12 protein-coding genes are annotated in these 16,436 nt (G+C 67.3%); 5 read left to right on the forward strand and 7 right to left on the reverse strand.

Annotated elements, in window-relative coordinates; translation table 11 throughout:
* Positions 1 to 24 precede the first annotated feature (24 nt).
* On the forward strand, positions 25 to 1,725 hold the full coding sequence (locus tag Q0Z66_RS00995; protein ID WP_298036586.1) for a long-chain-fatty-acid--CoA ligase: 1,701 nt from the start codon (positions 25 to 27) through the stop codon (positions 1,723 to 1,725).
* A gap of 56 nt (positions 1,726 to 1,781) precedes the next feature.
* Positions 1,782 to 3,620: a DEAD/DEAH box helicase gene (locus Q0Z66_RS01000; RefSeq protein WP_298036588.1), complete on the forward strand. Its 1,839-nt coding sequence runs from the start codon at positions 1,782 to 1,784 to the stop codon at positions 3,618 to 3,620.
* A 51-nt stretch (positions 3,621 to 3,671) separates the two neighbouring features.
* Here Q0Z66_RS01000 and ligA read toward each other — a convergent pair whose 3' ends face one another.
* Positions 3,672 to 5,990, reverse strand: a complete 2,319-nt coding sequence (ligA, locus tag Q0Z66_RS01005; protein ID WP_298036590.1) for an NAD-dependent DNA ligase LigA — start codon at positions 5,988 to 5,990, stop codon at positions 3,672 to 3,674.
* 126 nt (positions 5,991 to 6,116) lie between these two features.
* Between ligA and Q0Z66_RS01010 the strand changes: the two genes are divergently transcribed.
* Positions 6,117 to 6,965, forward strand: coding sequence for a 3-hydroxyacyl-CoA dehydrogenase (locus tag Q0Z66_RS01010; RefSeq protein WP_298036591.1), 849 nt, complete (start codon positions 6,117 to 6,119; stop codon positions 6,963 to 6,965).
* 27 nt (positions 6,966 to 6,992) lie between these two features.
* Here the strand turns inward: Q0Z66_RS01010 and mnmA are convergent, their stop codons facing one another.
* The gene (gene mnmA, locus Q0Z66_RS01015) at positions 6,993 to 8,090 is read right to left on the reverse strand and encodes a tRNA 2-thiouridine(34) synthase MnmA (RefSeq protein ID WP_298036592.1); all 1,098 of its coding nucleotides are present in this window, start codon (positions 8,088 to 8,090) and stop codon (positions 6,993 to 6,995) included.
* A gap of 34 nt (positions 8,091 to 8,124) precedes the next feature.
* Positions 8,125 to 9,294 (reverse strand): cysteine desulfurase family protein, encoded by a 1,170-nt coding sequence (locus tag Q0Z66_RS01020; RefSeq protein ID WP_298036594.1) that lies wholly within the window; start codon positions 9,292 to 9,294, stop codon positions 8,125 to 8,127.
* A gap of 103 nt (positions 9,295 to 9,397) precedes the next feature.
* Here Q0Z66_RS01020 and Q0Z66_RS01025 point away from each other — a divergent pair, with 103 nt between their 5' ends.
* Positions 9,398 to 11,482: an alpha amylase C-terminal domain-containing protein gene (locus Q0Z66_RS01025; protein WP_298036597.1), complete on the forward strand. Its 2,085-nt coding sequence runs from the start codon at positions 9,398 to 9,400 to the stop codon at positions 11,480 to 11,482.
* Between the two features lie 15 nt (positions 11,483 to 11,497).
* Here the strand turns inward: Q0Z66_RS01025 and Q0Z66_RS01030 are convergent, their stop codons facing one another.
* A complete protein-coding gene (locus Q0Z66_RS01030; RefSeq protein ID WP_298036600.1) occupies positions 11,498 to 12,442 on the reverse strand; it encodes a tetratricopeptide repeat protein in 945 nt (314 codons plus the stop codon).
* Positions 12,439 to 14,295, reverse strand: coding sequence for a glycosyl transferase (locus Q0Z66_RS01035; protein WP_298036602.1), 1,857 nt, complete (start codon positions 14,293 to 14,295; stop codon positions 12,439 to 12,441). The genes Q0Z66_RS01030 and Q0Z66_RS01035 overlap by 4 nt, the downstream gene beginning before the upstream one ends.
* 176 nt (positions 14,296 to 14,471) lie before the next feature.
* Between Q0Z66_RS01035 and Q0Z66_RS01040 the strand changes: the two genes are divergently transcribed.
* Positions 14,472 to 15,527 (forward strand): AI-2E family transporter, encoded by a 1,056-nt coding sequence (locus Q0Z66_RS01040; RefSeq protein WP_298036604.1) that lies wholly within the window; start codon positions 14,472 to 14,474, stop codon positions 15,525 to 15,527.
* 23 nt (positions 15,528 to 15,550) lie between these two features.
* On the opposite strand, the gene Q0Z66_RS01045 is transcribed toward Q0Z66_RS01040, so the two are convergent.
* Positions 15,551 to 15,838: a hypothetical protein gene (locus Q0Z66_RS01045; protein ID WP_298036606.1), complete on the reverse strand. Its 288-nt coding sequence runs from the start codon at positions 15,836 to 15,838 to the stop codon at positions 15,551 to 15,553.
* A 9-nt stretch (positions 15,839 to 15,847) separates the two neighbouring features.
* Entirely contained in the window at positions 15,848 to 16,375 is a 528-nt protein-coding gene (locus Q0Z66_RS01050) for a transglycosylase SLT domain-containing protein (RefSeq protein ID WP_298036607.1), read from the reverse strand.
* Positions 16,376 to 16,436 lie beyond the last annotated feature (61 nt).

The raw sequence follows: 16,436 nt of genomic DNA on the forward strand, positions 1-16,436 counted from the left end.
GCGCGTCCCAATATGCTGTGATTCATGATCACGTTCGACCCCCCGCGCCCGTGGACAGCCTCGTACGCTCCGGGAGTTCCGCAAGACCTCGGTGAGATCTCCGGTTCGCTCATCGACATCGTCCAAGCCTCCGCACGCGACTATCCGGATGCCCCGGCGCTCGAGTTCTTCGGACGCGAGACCACGTACCGCGAGCTGCAGTCGGCCATCGAACGCGCGGCCGCCGGCCTCGCCGCCCGTGGCGTCCGCGCAGGCGACCCCGTCGCGATCATCCTGCCCAACTGCCCGCAGCACATCATCGCCTTCTACGCGATCCTGCGACTCGGCGCCATCGTCGTCGAGCACAACCCGCTCTACACCCCGCGCGAGCTGCGCAAGCAGTTCTCCGACCACGGATCCAAGCACGTCATCGCGTGGAGCAACGTCGCCCACCTCGTGCAGGAGTTCCCCGCAGACCTCGCCGTCGACACGCTGATCTCCGTCGACATCACCCGGGGAATGCCCGCCGTCATGCAGCTTGCGCTGAAGCTTCCGGTGCCCTCGCTGCGTGCCAAGCGCGCCCAGCTGACGCGCCCGGTCCGCGACGCCATCAGTTGGGAGGACATCGTCTCCCACGAGCCCCTCGCCGCCCAGCATCCACGTCCGCAGACCGACGACCTGGCGATCATCCAATACACCAGCGGCACCACCGGTGACCCGAAGGGAGCCTCCCTCACCCACCGCAACCTGCTCGCCAATGCGATGCAGGCGGTCTCGTGCATCCCGATGGTCGAGCGCGGCGCCGGCACGGTGTTCTACGCGGTGCTGCCTATGTTCCACGCATACGGGCTCACCCTCTGCCTGACTTTCGCGATGTCTGTCGGGGCCCGTCTCGTGCTCTTCCCGAAGTTCGATCCCGATATGGTGCTCGACGTCGTCAAGAAGCGCCCCGCGACGGTCCTGCCGCTCGTGCCCCCGATCGCCGAACGCCTCCTCGCCCGTGCGCGCGAGCGAGGCATCTCCCTCGCCGGCACCGGGATCGCGGTCTCCGGCGCGATGGCCCTCGACAAGGAACTCGTCGAGCCCTGGGAGGCCGAGACCGGCGGGATGCTCATCGAGGGCTACGGGCTCTCGGAGTGCTCCCCCGTGCTCATGGTCAACCCCGTCGATGACAAGCGCACCGCCGGAAGCATCGGTCTTCCGATGCCGGGAACCGAAGTGCGCATCGCGGATCAGGAGGACCCGTCGAAGGATGCCGCCCCCGGGCAGCCCGGCGAGCTCCTCGTGCGCGGCCCCCAGGTGTTCTCCGGCTACTACGGTCGTCCGGAGGCCACCGCCGCGGTGTTCCACGAGGACTGGTTCCGCACGGGCGACGTCGTGACGATGGACGACGCCGGATTCTTCCGCATCGTCGACCGCATCAAGGAGCTCATCATCACAGGCGGCTTCAACGTCGCGCCCACCGAAGTCGAGATCGCGCTGCGCCAGCACCCCGACGTCACCGATGCTGCCGTCGTCGGCCTCCCGAGCAGCCACAGCGGCGAAGAGGTCGTCGCAGCCGTCGTCCTCGATGCCGGCGCGGAGCTCGACGAGCACGGCATCCGCGAGTACGTCCGCGGCATCCTGACTCCCTACAAGGTGCCGCGACGACTCTTCGTCGTCGATGAGCTGCCGAAGTCGATGATCGGCAAGGTTCTGCGCCGTCAGGTCAAGGACAACCTCCTATCGCTCACCTCGGGCAGCTGACGCGCCCGAGGCCTGTCGCCAGGCGGCTTCCCAGGTGAAAGCGCTACGCTCGGGAAGTGACTGCTGATCAAGACCAGACGCCCGACGCCCCGTCCACACTCGGATTCGAGGAGCTCGGCATCACCGGCCCCGTGTTGAAGGCCATCCGCGACCTCGGCTACGAGACGCCTTCGGCGATCCAGGCCGCGACGATCCCCACCCTCCTCGGCGGCCGCGACGTCGTCGGCATGGCTCAGACCGGAACCGGCAAGACGGCCGCGTTCGCTCTGCCCGTGCTCGAACGCCTCGACGTCTCCCAGAAGACCCCCCAGGCGCTCGTGCTCGCCCCGACCCGTGAGCTCGCACTCCAGGTGTGCGAGGCCTTCGAGTCGTACTCCACGAAGATGAAGGGCGTCCACGTCCTCCCCGTGTACGGCGGTCAGGGCTACGGCGTCCAGCTGTCCGCGCTCCGTCGCGGCGTCCACGTCGTCGTCGGCACCCCCGGTCGCATCATGGACCACCTCGCCAAGGGCACACTCGACCTTTCCGAGCTGAAGTACCTCGTGCTCGACGAGGCCGATGAGATGCTGAAGATGGGCTTCGCGGAGGACGTCGAGGAGATCCTCTCCCAGACGCCCGAGGAGAAGCAGGTCGCTCTCTTCTCCGCGACCATGCCTCCGAGCATCCGCCGCCTCGCCCAGCAGTACCTGCGCGACGCGGAAGAGATCACGGTCAAGTCGAAGACCGCGACGAACACGAACATCACCCAGCGCTACCTGGTCGTCTCCTACCAGCAGAAGGTCGACGCCCTCACCCGCATCCTCGAGGTCGAGAACTTCGACGGCATGATCATCTTCGTCCGCACGAAGAACGAGACCGAGACCCTCGCCGAGAAGCTGCGCGCCCGCGGGTACTCCGCGGCAGCCATCAACGGCGACATCGCCCAGGTGCAGCGCGAGCGCAGCGTCAACCAGCTCAAGGACGGCAAGCTCGACATCCTCGTCGCCACGGACGTCGCTGCCCGCGGACTCGACGTCGAACGCATCAGTCATGTCGTCAACTTCGACATCCCGACCGACACCGAGTCCTATGTGCACCGCATCGGCCGCACCGGCCGCGCCGGCCGCACCGGTGACGCGATCAGCTTCATCACCCCGCGCGAGCGCTACCTGCTCAAGAGCATCGAGCGCGCAACCCGCCAGCAGCCCGCCCAGATGCAGCTGCCGAGCATCGAGGACGTCAACACGACGCGCCTCGCACGCTTCGACGATGCGATCACCTCGGCACTGGCTGAAACCGGTCGCATCGAGAAGTTCCGCGACATCATCGCCCACTACGTGCGCAACCACGATGTTCCCGAGACCGACGTCGCGGCGGCCCTCGCCGTCGTCGCCCAGGGCGAATCACCGCTGCTGCTGGATGCCGACAACGATCGTCTCTCCGCCGCCGTCGAGCGCGACAACCGTCCCCCGCGCGAGCGCAACGACCGCGACCGTCCGGCCCGTGAGCCGCGCGAGCGTCGCGGTCGCGGCGACTACACTCCCTACCGCATCGAGGTGGGCCGCCGCCACCGTGTCGAGCCCCGACAGATCGTCGGTGCGCTCGCGAACGAGGGCGGTCTCGGCCGTGACGACTTCGGCGCGATCAACATCAAGCCGGACTTCTCGATCGTCGAGCTCCCCGTGACCATGGACCCCGCGGTCCTCGACAAGCTCAGCGACACCCGCATCTCGGGCCGTCTCATCGAGATCAAGCCCGACAACGGTCCGCGCGGCGGCGGTGCGCGTCGCGAAGGCGGCTACGAGCGTCGCGGAGGATACGAGCGTCGTGACGGCGGCGACCGCCGGGGCGGATACGACCGTGACCGCGGCAGCCGTGACGGCGGCTACGAGCGCAAGCCCCGCCACAAGAACTGAGCTGTTCGCGCTGAAGCAGGACTTCCCGATCGGGAAGTCCTGCTTCGTCGTTCAGGCGTCGAGCGCGTCCGGCCCCTCGGTCACGAGGATGCGGAACTGAGCTGCGTCGAGGACCCGGATGCCGAGGTCCTCCGCCTTCTTGAGCTTCGAGCCCGCACCGGGCCCGGCGGCGACGAAGTCCGTCTTCTTCGAGACGCTCGAAGCCGCCTTGCCGCCGGCGGAGATGATCGCCTCCTGGGCGCCGTCGCGGGTGTAGCCGTCGAGCGAGCCGGTGGCGACGATGGTGAGGCCTTCGAGCACTCCCCCCTCGGCGACGGCGGCGCCCGGGCCCGGGTGGCCCGGCGTGGCCCACTGCACACCGGCAGCCGTCCACTGGTCGACGATGTCCATGTGCCAGTCCACCTCGAACCAGGCCAGCAGCGACTCCGCGATGATGCCGCCTACTCCGTCGACGGCCGACAGCTCTTCGAGCGAGGCCGAGCGGATGGCGTCGAGAGAACCGAACCACTGTGCGAGCGCACGAGCGGCGACCGGCCCGACGTGACGGATGTTCAGCGAGACGAGTAGACGCCACAGCTCCTTCGTCTTCGCCTTCTCGAGCTCCGCGAGCAGCTTCACCGCCTGGGACGAGGGCTGACTCGCGACGGCCCCCTCCTTCTTCTCCGCGGCGGTGGCGTTGCGGCGGAACGGCGAACGCGTCTTCATGACGCCGTCCTCGTCCTCCTTCGGCAGCCCCGTCTCGGCGTCGCGCACGACGACCTCGACCGGCACGATCTGCTCGAGTGTGAGATCGAACAGTCCGGCCTCGGTCACCAGCGGCGGAACCTCGGGGAAGCTCGGCTGCGTCAGAGCGGCGGCCGTCACTTCACCGAGCGCCTCGACATCAAGTGCACCGCGCGATCCGATGTGCTCGACGCGTCCGCGCACCTGCGCGGGACACGAGCGGGCGTTCGGGCAGCGCAGATCGATGTCGCCCTCCTTCATCGACCGAAGCTCCGTGCCGCACTCGGGGCATCCCACCGGCATCACGAATTCGCGCTCGGTTCCATCGCGCTTGTCGACCACGGGGCCCAGGACCTCGGGGATCACGTCCCCGGCCTTGCGCAGCACGATGGTGTCGCCGATGAGGACGCCCTTGGCCTTGACGACGTCCTTGTTGTGCAGGGTCGCCTGGCGCACGACGGATCCTGCCACATGCGCGGGCGCCATCACGGCGTACGGCGTCGCCCGGCCGGTGCGACCGACGGAGACGACGATGTCGAGGAGCGTCGTCTGCACCTCCTCGGGCGGATACTTGAAGGCGATCGCCCAGCGCGGTGCGCGCGAGGTCATGCCGAGCTCGTCATGCAGCGCGAGCTCATCGACCTTCACGACGATGCCGTCGAGTTCGTGCTCGATGTCGTGCCGATGCTCCCCGAAGTGCTCGACGAATGCGACGACCTCGTCGATCGTCGCGCAGACCTTCGTGTGCGGGCTCGTGGGCAGGCCCCAATCGGAGAGCAGCTCATAGACCTCGCTCTGCGCGGCGACGGGCGGGTTCGTCCACGCGCCGATGCCGTGCACGTACAGGTCGAGAGACTCGAGCCGCAGACGGCCGGCTTCGAGCTCGAGGCCGTCCTTCTTGTCGATCTGCTGCCGCAGGCCGCCGCTCGCCGCGTTGCGCGGATTCGCGAACGCCGGGAAGCGACGGGCGGCCGCCGTGCGCGCCTTCTCTTCGTCGAACGGCTTCTTCGCGCCGCTGCGCGCCTCCCACTTCCCCAGCGCATCCGCATACGCCCGCTCGCGGAAAGACGCCTGCGCCGCGTTGAGCCTCTCGAACGCCGCGACGGGGATGAACACCTCGCCGCGCACCTCGACGATCTCCGGATGCCCCGTGCCGCTCAGCTTCGACGGGATCATGCCCAGCCGCAGAGCGTTCTCTGTCACGATCTCGCCGACGCGCCCATCTCCGCGCGTCGCGGCCGAGGTCAGAATTCCGTTCTCATAGCGCAGGTTGATCGCAAGACCATCGATCTTCAGCTCGGTGAGCCAGGCGACCTCGCGACCGGCCGCGGCATGGGTCTTCGCCGCCCATTCGCGCAGCTCATCGATGGAGAAGACGTTGTCGAGGCTGAGCATCCGCTCGGCGTGCTCGATGGTATCGAGGCCCGTGGCCTCAGCCGCGCCGACCATCTGCGTCGGCGAGTCCTGCCCCTGCAGCTCGGGGTGCAACCGCTCGAGCTCTTCGAGTCGCCGCATCCACCCGTCATAGGTCGCGTCGTCGACGAGCGACGTATCGCGCCCGTAGTACGCGTCCTTCGCCTCGAGGATGCGCTCTGTCAGCGAATCCGCCTCGATACGGGCGTCGTCCAAGGGAATGTTCTCCGGCACGAATCCAGTCTACGAGCGGCCGCCGACATTCTCGGCGCCGAAGACGCGCTGCCTTGCCGAAGTGGCTGATCTCCTCATAAGGTGCCGTGCAACGGCATCCGCCGAAACCATCTCAGAGGGGGAAATATGCAGAATCTCACGGTCCTGGGCACAGGCGTGCTCGGGTCGCAGATCATCTTTCAGTCCGCGTACTCCGGCAAGGACGTCGTCGCCTATGACATCAGCGACGAGATCCTCCAGAAGCTGCCGGCACGCTGGGAACAGCTGAAGCCCTCGTACCTGCGCGATCTGCCCGATGCCACGCCCGAGAAGCTCGATGCCGCCGTGGCGCGCATCCGTGTCAGCAGCGATCTCACGGATGCCGTCAAGGATGCCGACCTCATCATCGAGGCGGTTCCGGAGCGTCTCGACATCAAGCAGGACACCTGGAAGAAGGTCAGCGCCGTCGCGCCCGCGAGGACGATCTTCGCAACGAACTCCTCCACTCTGCTGCCCAGTCGGATCGCTCCGTTCACCGACCGTCCCGAGAAGTTCCTCGCGATGCATTTCGCGAACGAGGTCTGGAAGTTCAACACCTGCGAGATCATGGAGCATCCCGGAACGGACGCCGCGGTGTTCGCTGCGGCGGTCGAGTTCGCCGAGCAGATCGGCATGGTCCCGATCCGAATTCACAAGGAGCAGCCCGGCTACGTGCTCAACTCGCTGCTCGTGCCCTTCCTCGCCGCCGCGGCGAAGCTGCACGTGAACGGCATCGCCGACATCGAGGACATCGACAAGGTCTGGCGCGTCTCCACCGGGGCTCCGTTGGGCCCCTTCCAGATCTACGACGTCGTCGGCATGATGACGCCGTACATGCTCAACAAGGACAGCGCTGATCCCGACATGAAGGCATTCGCCGAGGAGCTGAAGACCGACTACATCGACAAGGGCTACCTGGGCACGTCCACGGGCCGCGGCTTCTACACCTACGGCTGACCAGTCGGATGCCGGTGCGCACGGCCGTCAGGCCGTAGCAGGAACCGCCGAGACCGTCGTATCGATCGTGAACTGACCCAGAACACGAGTGCCGAGATAGAGCACCGCGGTCTGGCCAGGCGCGACGCCATCGAGCGGGACCGACGGGACCACCCGCACACCGGCATCCGAGACCGAGGCCTGTGCGAGCACGGGCTCGGAATGTGCGCGGATCTGCACATGGCACTCGAAATCCGGTGCGAGGGGCGCGGCACCCGCCCACGAGTACCGCTCTCCGGAGATCTCTGCGATTGCGAGAGCCTCCTTCGGGCCGACGACCACCGTGTTCGACACGGGCCGGACCTCGAGCACGAAGCGCGGTTTGCCGTCCGCGGCCGGGACCCCGAGCTTGAGACCGCGGCGCTGACCGACGGTGAACGCGTGCGCTCCCTCGTGACTGCCCACCACCGCGCCGGACTGATCGAGGATCTCGCCGTCCGCCGCACCGACCTTGTCAGCCAGCCAACCGCGGGTATCGCCATCGGGGATGAAGCAGATGTCGTGGCTGTCCGGCTTCTGAGCCACACTCAGACCTCGCTCGGCGGCCTCTGCACGAACGAGAGCCTTCGACGGGGTTGACCCGAGCGGGAAGTACGTGTGGGCGAGCTGCTCGGCTGTGAGCACACCGAGGACGTAGGACTGATCCTTCGCATCATCGGCCGCCCGGTGCAGTTCGAGTCCGGTCTCCGTCGAGACGAGGTTGGCGTAATGGCCGGTGCAGACCGCATCGAAGCCGAGTTCGAGCGCACGCTCGAGGAGGGCTGCGAACTTGATCTTCTCGTTGCAGCGCATGCACGGGTTGGGCGTACGGCCGGCCTGGTACTCGCTGATGAAGTCGTCGATGACGTCGTCGCGGAACCGTTCGGAGAAGTCCCACACGTAGAACGGGATGCCGAGCATGTCGGAGGCCCGCCGGGCGTCCATGGCATCCTCGATCGTGCAGCATCCGCGGCTCCCGCTGCGCAGGGTTCCACCGGCGCGGGAGAGCGCGAGGTGAACACCGGTGACGTCGTGGCCCGCCTCGACGGCGCGGGCCGCGGCGACCGCCGAGTCCACTCCACCGCTCATAGCTGCCAGAATTCGCATGCCTCTATTCTACGAGCGCACCGGCGGCACCGGCTCAACGCCCGTTCAGAGTTCCCGAGGCCCGCGCGTAGGCATCCACGATGACCGCGAGCACCGCATCCACGTCGGCATCACTGGAGGTGCGACCGAATGTGAACCGCAGGACGCTTCGCGCATCGTGCTCGCTGCGCCCCATCGCCATGACGACGTGCGACGGCTCGGCGACGCCGGCCTGGCAGGCCGACCCCGTGGATGCTGCGACACCGGCGACATCGAGGAGGAAGAGAAGGCTCTCCCCCACAGCGCCGGGAAAGAGGATATGCGCGTTGTTCGGCAGACGATCGATGGGATCGCCGAGCAGCTCCGCCGCGGGAACCGATGCGAGGATCCCGGCGATCAACAGATCCCGCAGTGCGCCCAACCGCTGATTCTCCGTCACTCGCTCGGTTTCGGCGCACTCGAGCGCCGCGGCGAACGCCGCTGCCCCGGCGATGTCCTGGGTGCCGGCACGCAGACCCCTCTGCTGGGATCCGCCGTGCAGCAAGGGCGCCATCCGCGCCGTCCGCGCGACGATCAATGCCCCGATTCCGACGGGTGCGCCGACCTTGTGCCCGGCCAGACTCATGGCCACGAGGCCGCCTGCTGCGGGCGCATCCCCGCGCAGGTCTCGGAAGGACAGCGGCACATGCCCCAGTCCCGCAACGGCATCGAGGTGCATGGGCACCGCGGTCCGGCCCGCCGCCCGGGCGAGCGCGGCTGCGTCGTTCACCGTGCCGACCTCGTTGTTGGCGACCAGCGCCGTCGCCAGAGCGGCTCCCGGAAGCGCTGCGGCGAATGCGTCCGCGTCGATGCGTCCGACGCTGTCGAGCCGCACCGGCACGCACTGCGCACCGTCGGCGACGAGCGCTCCGACGGTGTCCATGGTCGCGTGGTGCTCACCATCCGGGAGAACGATCGACCGGGACTTCTCCGCGCGAACGCGCCAGAGTCCTCGCAGCGCCGTGTTGATGGACTCCGTACCGCCGGATGTCAGCACGACCTCGATCGGCTCGCAGTCGAGCACTGCCGCGATGCGCTCGCGGGATTCCTCGAGCAGGCGACGCGCACGCTGACCTGCTCCATGAGTGGAGGCGGCGTTCCCCGGTTCCGTCGAGGCAGCGAGCCAGGCTTGACGCGACTCCGGGCGCAGCGGTGTCGTCGCCGCGTGATCGAGATAGAAGACCATGTCTCAACTCTCCCCCATCACGCACTCGTCGCGCACGTCGTTGCCGGTCGGGAGCGTTGAGGATCTCCTGCCATCGCCCCTTTCCGACAGCTAAAATCGAAGGGTGTCGATACGTGGGGACGATCTCTCGACGCGGATGATCTCGATCGGCGGGCATCCGCAGCCGCACTCCGTGCTCGGACCGCACCCGGCGGCGTCCGGAACCGGTTCCCGGCGCACGGAGATCCGCGTTCTCCGCCCTCATGCCGATGCGGTCTCGCTCGTCTTCAGCGACGGCACGACCCTCCCGCTCTCCCCTGCCGAAGACGGCCTGTGGATCGGTCAGCACGACGGCGATCCCTCCTTCTACCGTGTGCGAACGCTCCGCGACGGAAGAGCTTCGACCATCGGCGATCCCTACCGGCACGCGCCTACCCTGAGCGAAGAGGATCGGCGCCGCATCCGGAACGGGGACCGCGATCGGCTCTGGGAGGCGCTCGGCGCCAACGCGCGCCCGATCGGCACCGAGATCGGTGTCGCCTTCGCCATCTGGGCGCCCCGTGCGGAAGCCGTTCGCATCGTCGGCCCGCTCGCCGAAACCGCCGGTGCCCCGCTCGGGATGCGCCGCCTCGACCCGCAGGGAATCTGGGAGCTGTTCGTCCCTGACGCTTCCCCGGGAACTGCCTACGCCTACGAGATCCTCACGGATGCCGGCACCTGGGTCCGTGCATCCGACCCCTTCGGCCGCCGCGCAGACGCCGCCGCCCTCACCGGATCCGTCGTCGACTTCTCGACGCACATCTGGCGCGATGGTGCCTGGATGACGAGACGCGCGGCGACTCGAGCCGTCGCCCAGCCGATGTCGGTGTACCAGCTCCACCTCGGTTCCTGGCGCGACGGCCTCGGATACGCCACGATCGCGGAACCACTGATCGAGCATGTGCTCGGCAGCGGTTTCACCCATGTCGAATTCCTTCCGTTCACCGTGCCCGCAGCGGCCGGACGTATCCGCGCGACATCGGCATACGCCCCCGATCCGCGATACGGCACGTCCGATGAGCTCCGATCCCTCATCGACCGCCTGCACCGCGCGGGAATCGGCGTCCTCTTGGAATGGGAGCCCACCGGCATCCACCCTCTGTCGTACGAGACCGCCATCGATTTCGACGATGCCGCGGTGCGGGCCGCCGTGACAGCGAATGCGCTCTACTGGTTCGATTCCTTCCACATCGATGGACTGCGCCTGCGCTCGATCACCGGTCTCCTCTATCTCGATCACGCCCGCGGGCCGGGCGAGTGGACGCCCAACATCCATGGCGGCCGTGAGAACCTCGCCGGCATCCGATTCCTCCAAGACCTCAATCGCGCGGTCCACCGGAGCCATCCCGGCGCCGTGACCATCGCTGTGGAGAGCGGCCGCTTCCCCGGTGTCACCGCTGCACCCGAGCACGCCGGACTGGGTTTCACGCTCAAATGGAACGACGGCTGGGCCGAAGAGTCCCTCCGTTACATGAGGCGCACGCCCGTGGAGCGCGCCCATCACGAGGGCGAAATGACCTTCTCCTTCGTCTATGCCTTCGGAGAGAACTATCTGCTGCCGCTCGGGCACGACGAAACATCCCATCGCACGGCGAACCTGCTGACCGGACTCTCTGGGCCGGATGCTGCGAGATTCGCGGATCTGCGCGCGTTCCTCGGGCACATGTGGGGCCACCCGGGCAAGAAGCTGCTCTTCATGGGCCAGGAGTTCGGCCAGCTCGCGGAATGGACCACCGGCACCGGCTTGGAATGGGACCTGCTCGAACAGCCCCCTCACGCCGCGCTGCTGCGGTTGATCGGTCGGATGAACGAAACCTACCGGAGCACGGCTCCGCTGTGGGAGTACGACCGCGATCGCGCACGGTTCGATCGACGCGGTGCGCCCACCTGGGATCCCGATGTCATCGCCTTCGAACGCCGTGATGCGCACGGCGGTCGTGTCCTCGTCATCAGCAACTTCGACGAGACCGAGAAGAGCCGGCTCGCACTGGACCTGCCGGTCGAAGGGATATGGGACGAGATCCTGAACACCGATGACGTCGAATACGGCGGCACCGGCAGCGGGAACGACGGATGGATCGTCAGCCGACGATCAGCTCCTGGCGACGCGCCGCAAGCACGCATCACCCTCCCCGCACGCAGCACGCTGTGGCTGCGCTACAGGAAGTGATGCACCGGACGCTGATCAGAACAACAGCGACGACAGGCGATTGCGCGCTGCCACCACCCGCGGATCGTTCGGGCCGATCAGCCCGAAAAGCTCCACGAGGCGCTCACGCACCGGCGTCCGCTCATCGGCGGGAAGAAGGCCAAAGAGGTCGAGAAGCCGCCCGAACGCGTCATCGACGTGTCCGCCGGAGATGTCGAGATCGGCGACCAAGAACTGCGCCTGGACATCGGACGGCGCCGCAGCCGCAGCGCCTCGTGCCTGCTGCAGATCGACTCCCTGCACACGGTCCAGCAGGCGCACCTGTCCGAGACCGGCGCGGGCCTCGTCGTCACGAGGGTTCTCCGCGAGGGCCTTCTCATAGGCCTGGATCGCCGTTGCGAAGTCACCGGTCTCGATCGCTGCGAACGCCTCGGCATGCAACGGAGGAAGCGGGGCCGGCTCCGACGCTCCGTCCTCGCCGGCGGTCTCGGTCGGTTCCTTCGCCCCCACCGTTCCGGTCACGCCATTCTGCGCCGCGACCTGCAAGAGCTGTTCGACGACCTGACGGACCTGCTCCTCCGGCACAGCCCCCGTGAACATCGGCACCGGCTGACCCGCGACGAGCGCCACGACCATGGGGATCGACTGAGCGCGGAAGCTCTGCGCGAGCTGGGGGTTGGCATCGACGTCGACCTTGGCGAGCACCAGGCGTCCTGCGTGCTCGTTGACGACCTTCTCCAGCACGGGACCGAGCTGCTTGCACGGGCCGCACCATTCCGCCCAGAGGTCCACGACGATCGGGACCGTGCGCGACAGCTCGAGGATCTGACCGAACGTCGCATCGGTGACATCGACGATGTACCCGCCGGGCTGGGCCGTCCCGGCATCCTGACCATCGGGGGCGGCTCCCGCCGCCGGACGGTTGCGCAGACTCGACAGGTCGACGGCGCCGCGAAGCGCGGCGGCAGAGATTTCAGTCACTTGATCACTTCCACGTTGAGGAGGTCCTGGTGCACGGCGAGAAGCTTGATCTGCTCGGTCGATCCCTGGGCCGGGACCGCGAAGAACATCTGCAGGCCGTACGTGGTCGTCACGCCCTTCGCAGACTCCTCCACGCCCGTGAGGGCCTTGGCCTCGGGGTTCTCCCCGAACTTGATCACTGCGTCGCCCGAGGTGGGCGTGATCTTCTCGCTGTCGACGAAGGAGACTGCGACGATCGCGCCGCTCTCCAGCGTCGCCAAGGCGACCGGGTCCTGCGCACTCGGCGCGATGTCGAAAGCGAGCGAAGTGGTGTCCGCGGCGTCCTTATCGGCCAAAGCCTGCTTGACGGCCGCACGGCTCTGAATGAGCGAGTCGACAAGCGCGATGCTCACCGGGTCGAAAAGATCGTAGTACTCGCTCTTCTCCCCCGCATCGACGACGTCGGAGAAGGCCGCAGCGAGATCCGCCGGTGCCAGCTGCAGGAATGCTGCCGCGTTCTCGGTGATCAGACTGGTGCCGATCCAGGCCGGCGCGACCTGCGGAACCTCGGCCGAGGCCTGCATCTCGGCGATGTTGGTGACCTTGTAGTTGGCCCACGGATCGGCCTGCGTCATGGTCAGGATGACGGGAGGCACCGTGTCGTCGCTCTTGCTCTTGCTCAGCACGAGAACGGTGCGCGGCCAGGACTCGGTCGCCTGGGGCAGAAGCACCTCGATGACATCCGTGGGGATGACCGCCGGCAGGGCACGATCGGACAGGGAACCCCGCAGGGTGTAGTCGGTGGTTCGAGCTGCAAGAGCCGCGCCCGCGAGACGAGTCTTCGCGAGTTCGAGGTCGCGCGCCGCGTCCGCCTCTTCCAGCGTGGTCGAGACGTTTTGAAGGATCCTCGAGGCCTGGGCGTCGGTGACCGCCGGGGGCCGCTGGTTCTCCGGGGCGATGACGGTCTGCGTCGGCGAGGGGCTCGGGGATGACGAGGTGAAATCGGGCCACGAGTCGCTGGAGCAGCCGGCGATCATCACCGCGGCGAGACCCAGCACGGGGACGGAGAGCACGCGCCTGCGGCGCTGAGCCGTCCATTGCCCGCGTCCGGGCTGCCCGTCCGCCGGGCGCTCGAGGGCGTCGCGGCCGGGCAGAGGATCGATCGTGAGGTCGATGGGCTCCGTCGCGGGCAGCGGTCCCGGGCCCTTTCGGCGAGGCCCGCGGCCGCGACGCTGATGGCGGATCCCGAGGACGTACATCACGAGACCGGCGAGCATCACAGCGCATCCCACGGCAACCAGCGGGCCCGCCCACGGAGTCGTCGTGTCAAGGGGCCAGGAGACGACGACGTCCTCCGGTGCCGGAGCGGTCCCGTCACGGGCGATGAGCAGACTCATCCCCTCGGGGAGTTGCATGTCGGTGATGAGCTGGTCTGTTTCGTTGAAGGAATGCAGCCACAGATCGGAGCCGACAGGGCTACGACCGACGACGGCTTCTTCGGCCGGCTCAGCGGCGTCCGCCTCTTCGCCATCCTCAGCCGTATCGTCGAGCTCCGGTTCGATCCCGTTGACGACGACGAGACCATCCTCATCGATCGTCGCCGAGTTGTATGCGGCATCCGAGAGCCAGGCTTCGAGATCGGCCGTGCGCCCATAGGCGACGAAGAGCTCTCCCTCGCCACGGACGAACAGCGTCTGCTGGCCCGGCTGCTCACGAAGAACAGCGCCATCCACCAGCAGATAGGGCTGCGGCTCCTCGACGACCAGCGACAGCTCCTGCGTCTCGGGCCCCATGAAGATGGTGCGCTGAGCGATGCCCGCTCCGATGAGAAGCGTGGCCAGGATGAAGGCCACGACGGCCCATACGAAACGCACGAAATGACTCCTTACGTGACCGTGACGCCGAGTCCGGTCTCCGCTCGACGTTTCAGCCTAGCGAACCTCTCTGTGTGTTGACTACGAGAGCTCACGCGTCGCTTCATCGGCAGGTCGGGGCGAACGCTGTCCTCAACCGCATTACTCTGAGGTGCACCCGCAATGAGGAGTCAGTGATGAAGGTTCACAATCCATTCCGCACCGCCCTGGTGGCGACCCTCGGCGTCGGCTTGGGCATCCTCCTCATCGGCAGTTTGGAAACGCTCTCGACCGTTCTCCTCTACGTGGGCACAGCACTGTTCATCAGCCTGGGCCTCGACCCCGTCATCACCTTCCTCGAGCGACGCAGACTCCCCCGTTGGGCGGCCGTGCTCGCCACGATCCTCGGAGTGCTCGCCCTCTTCGCCGGAATCGTGCTCACCGTACTCCCGATCCTCATCGATCAGATCGGCCAGCTCGTCCGCCAGATCACCTTCTTCCTCCAGAGCACCCGCCTCGACGATGTCAAGGACTGGCTCATCGCGACCTTCCCCGGCGTTCGCCGCAGCTTCGTGGACGACCTTTTCCTCAACGCCACCGACTGGCTCACCGAGAACTGGACGACCATCACGGAGAGCGTGGTCACCGTGGGCACCACCATCGTCACGGGCCTGTTCGGCGCATTCATCGTCCTGATCCTGACGATCTATCTGACGGCGTCGACGCCGTCGCTGAAGCGGGCGGTCTATCAGCTCGTCCCCGCATCCAAGCGCGCCCGCTTCGTCGACCTCGCCGAGCAGATCACCGACTCCGTCGGTTACTACGTCATGGGTCAGATCACGCTCGGCGTGATCAACGGGATTCTCAGCGCCATCTATCTCACGATCATCGATGCGCCGTTCCCCGCGGTGCTGGCCGTCATCGCGTTCTTCTTCTCGCTGATCCCGCTCGTCGGAACGCTGACCGGATCGACCATCATCGTGCTCGTCTGCCTGATCCCGGGGCTGGGCTCCCCCGCAACCGCGCTGGCAGCCGGAATCTACTATCTGATCTACATGCAGATCGAGGCCTATGCGATCACCCCGCGCATCATGAGCCGTGCTGTGTCCGTGCCCGGTGCCGTCGTGGTCGTCGCAGCCCTCGCCGGCGGCGCGTTGCTCGGCCTGTTGGGTGCGCTCATCGCGATCCCCGTCGCCGCCAGCATCCTGATCATCTACCGCCAGGTGCTCATCCCCCGGATGAACGAGCGCTGAGACAGCTCAGCCGAGCAGAAGGATCACGCGACGTTCCAGCAGTGGGTGTGCCAGTGACGGCGCGCTTCCAGATCAGCGGCGTCGCCCAGTACGCCATCGGCCCGCCAGACCACCAGATGGGCGGATCCGGAACGCACCGTTCCGCGGCATCCCGGGCAGGTGTAGTCCTTCACCGCACGCTGCGCGGAGACCGGTTGCACAGTCCACTCGTGGCCGCGTCGGGCTTCTGTCCTCTTCCACCCCGCGAGGAGCCGATCGAAAGACTCGTCAGAGCTCGAGCGCTCCGGGCGCCTTCTGTTCGCGCGTCCCATCGTAGCGGGTTACCACCAGTGGTTGTTGGTCCAGAAGGCGTAGGCCGCGGCCCAGCTGCCGTAACGACCGGTCGCATAACCGTTCGCCCAGCGCAGATTGTCGATCGGGTTGTAACCGTTGCCCGGGACCTTGCTGCAGGGCAGCGCCTGAACGAGCCCGCAGGCGCCCGACGAGGAGTTCGTCGCGTTGGGGTTCCAGCCGCTCTCACGAGAGACGATGTAGTCGACGTAGCCCCAGTCGCCCGAAGAGATTCCGGCCGCAGCCATCCACTCCGCCGGCGCTCCGCCTCCGCTGTAATAGAGCGGCCCACCGCCGGTCGTCCCGCCGCTGTCCGACGTATTGGAAGCGGGCTCCGGCTCGGGCTCCGGCGTCGGAGTCGGAGTCACGTAGACCTCGAACGCGCCGCGCTCGACCGGAGCGAATGTCGTCCCCTCGACAGTCACCGAGAGCTGCTGGGTGTCCTTGACAGCCAGCGAGAACGAGGTCTCGACATCATCCGCACTGGAGCCTGCCAGGGCCATGCCCGTCGGGGCCACGACAGCCGCCGCGAGTCCCAGGACCGACAGCGCCGCGAGTATGCCGGAGACCCGACGAGAA

This window comes from uncultured Microbacterium sp. (assembly GCF_947632095.1).
Taxonomy (GTDB): domain Bacteria; phylum Actinomycetota; class Actinomycetes; order Actinomycetales; family Microbacteriaceae; genus Microbacterium.

What these genes read in the sequence shown, in the direction of transcription:
- Q0Z66_RS00995 (WP_298036586.1), top strand. Translation starts at nt 25, where the DNA reads ATGATCACGTTCGACCCCCCGCGCCCGTGGACAGCCTCGTACGCTCCG.
- Q0Z66_RS01010 (WP_298036591.1), top strand. Translation starts at nt 6,117, where the DNA reads ATGCAGAATCTCACGGTCCTGGGCACAGGCGTGCTCGGGTCGCAGATC.
- mnmA (WP_298036592.1), bottom strand. Translation starts at nt 8,090, where the DNA reads ATGCGAATTCTGGCAGCTATGAGCGGTGGAGTGGACTCGGCGGTCGCC.
- Q0Z66_RS01020 (WP_298036594.1), bottom strand. Translation starts at nt 9,294, where the DNA reads ATGGTCTTCTATCTCGATCACGCGGCGACGACACCGCTGCGCCCGGAG.
- Q0Z66_RS01040 (WP_298036604.1), top strand. Translation starts at nt 14,472, where the DNA reads ATGAAGGTTCACAATCCATTCCGCACCGCCCTGGTGGCGACCCTCGGC.
- Q0Z66_RS01045 (WP_298036606.1), bottom strand. Translation starts at nt 15,838, where the DNA reads ATGGGACGCGCGAACAGAAGGCGCCCGGAGCGCTCGAGCTCTGACGAG.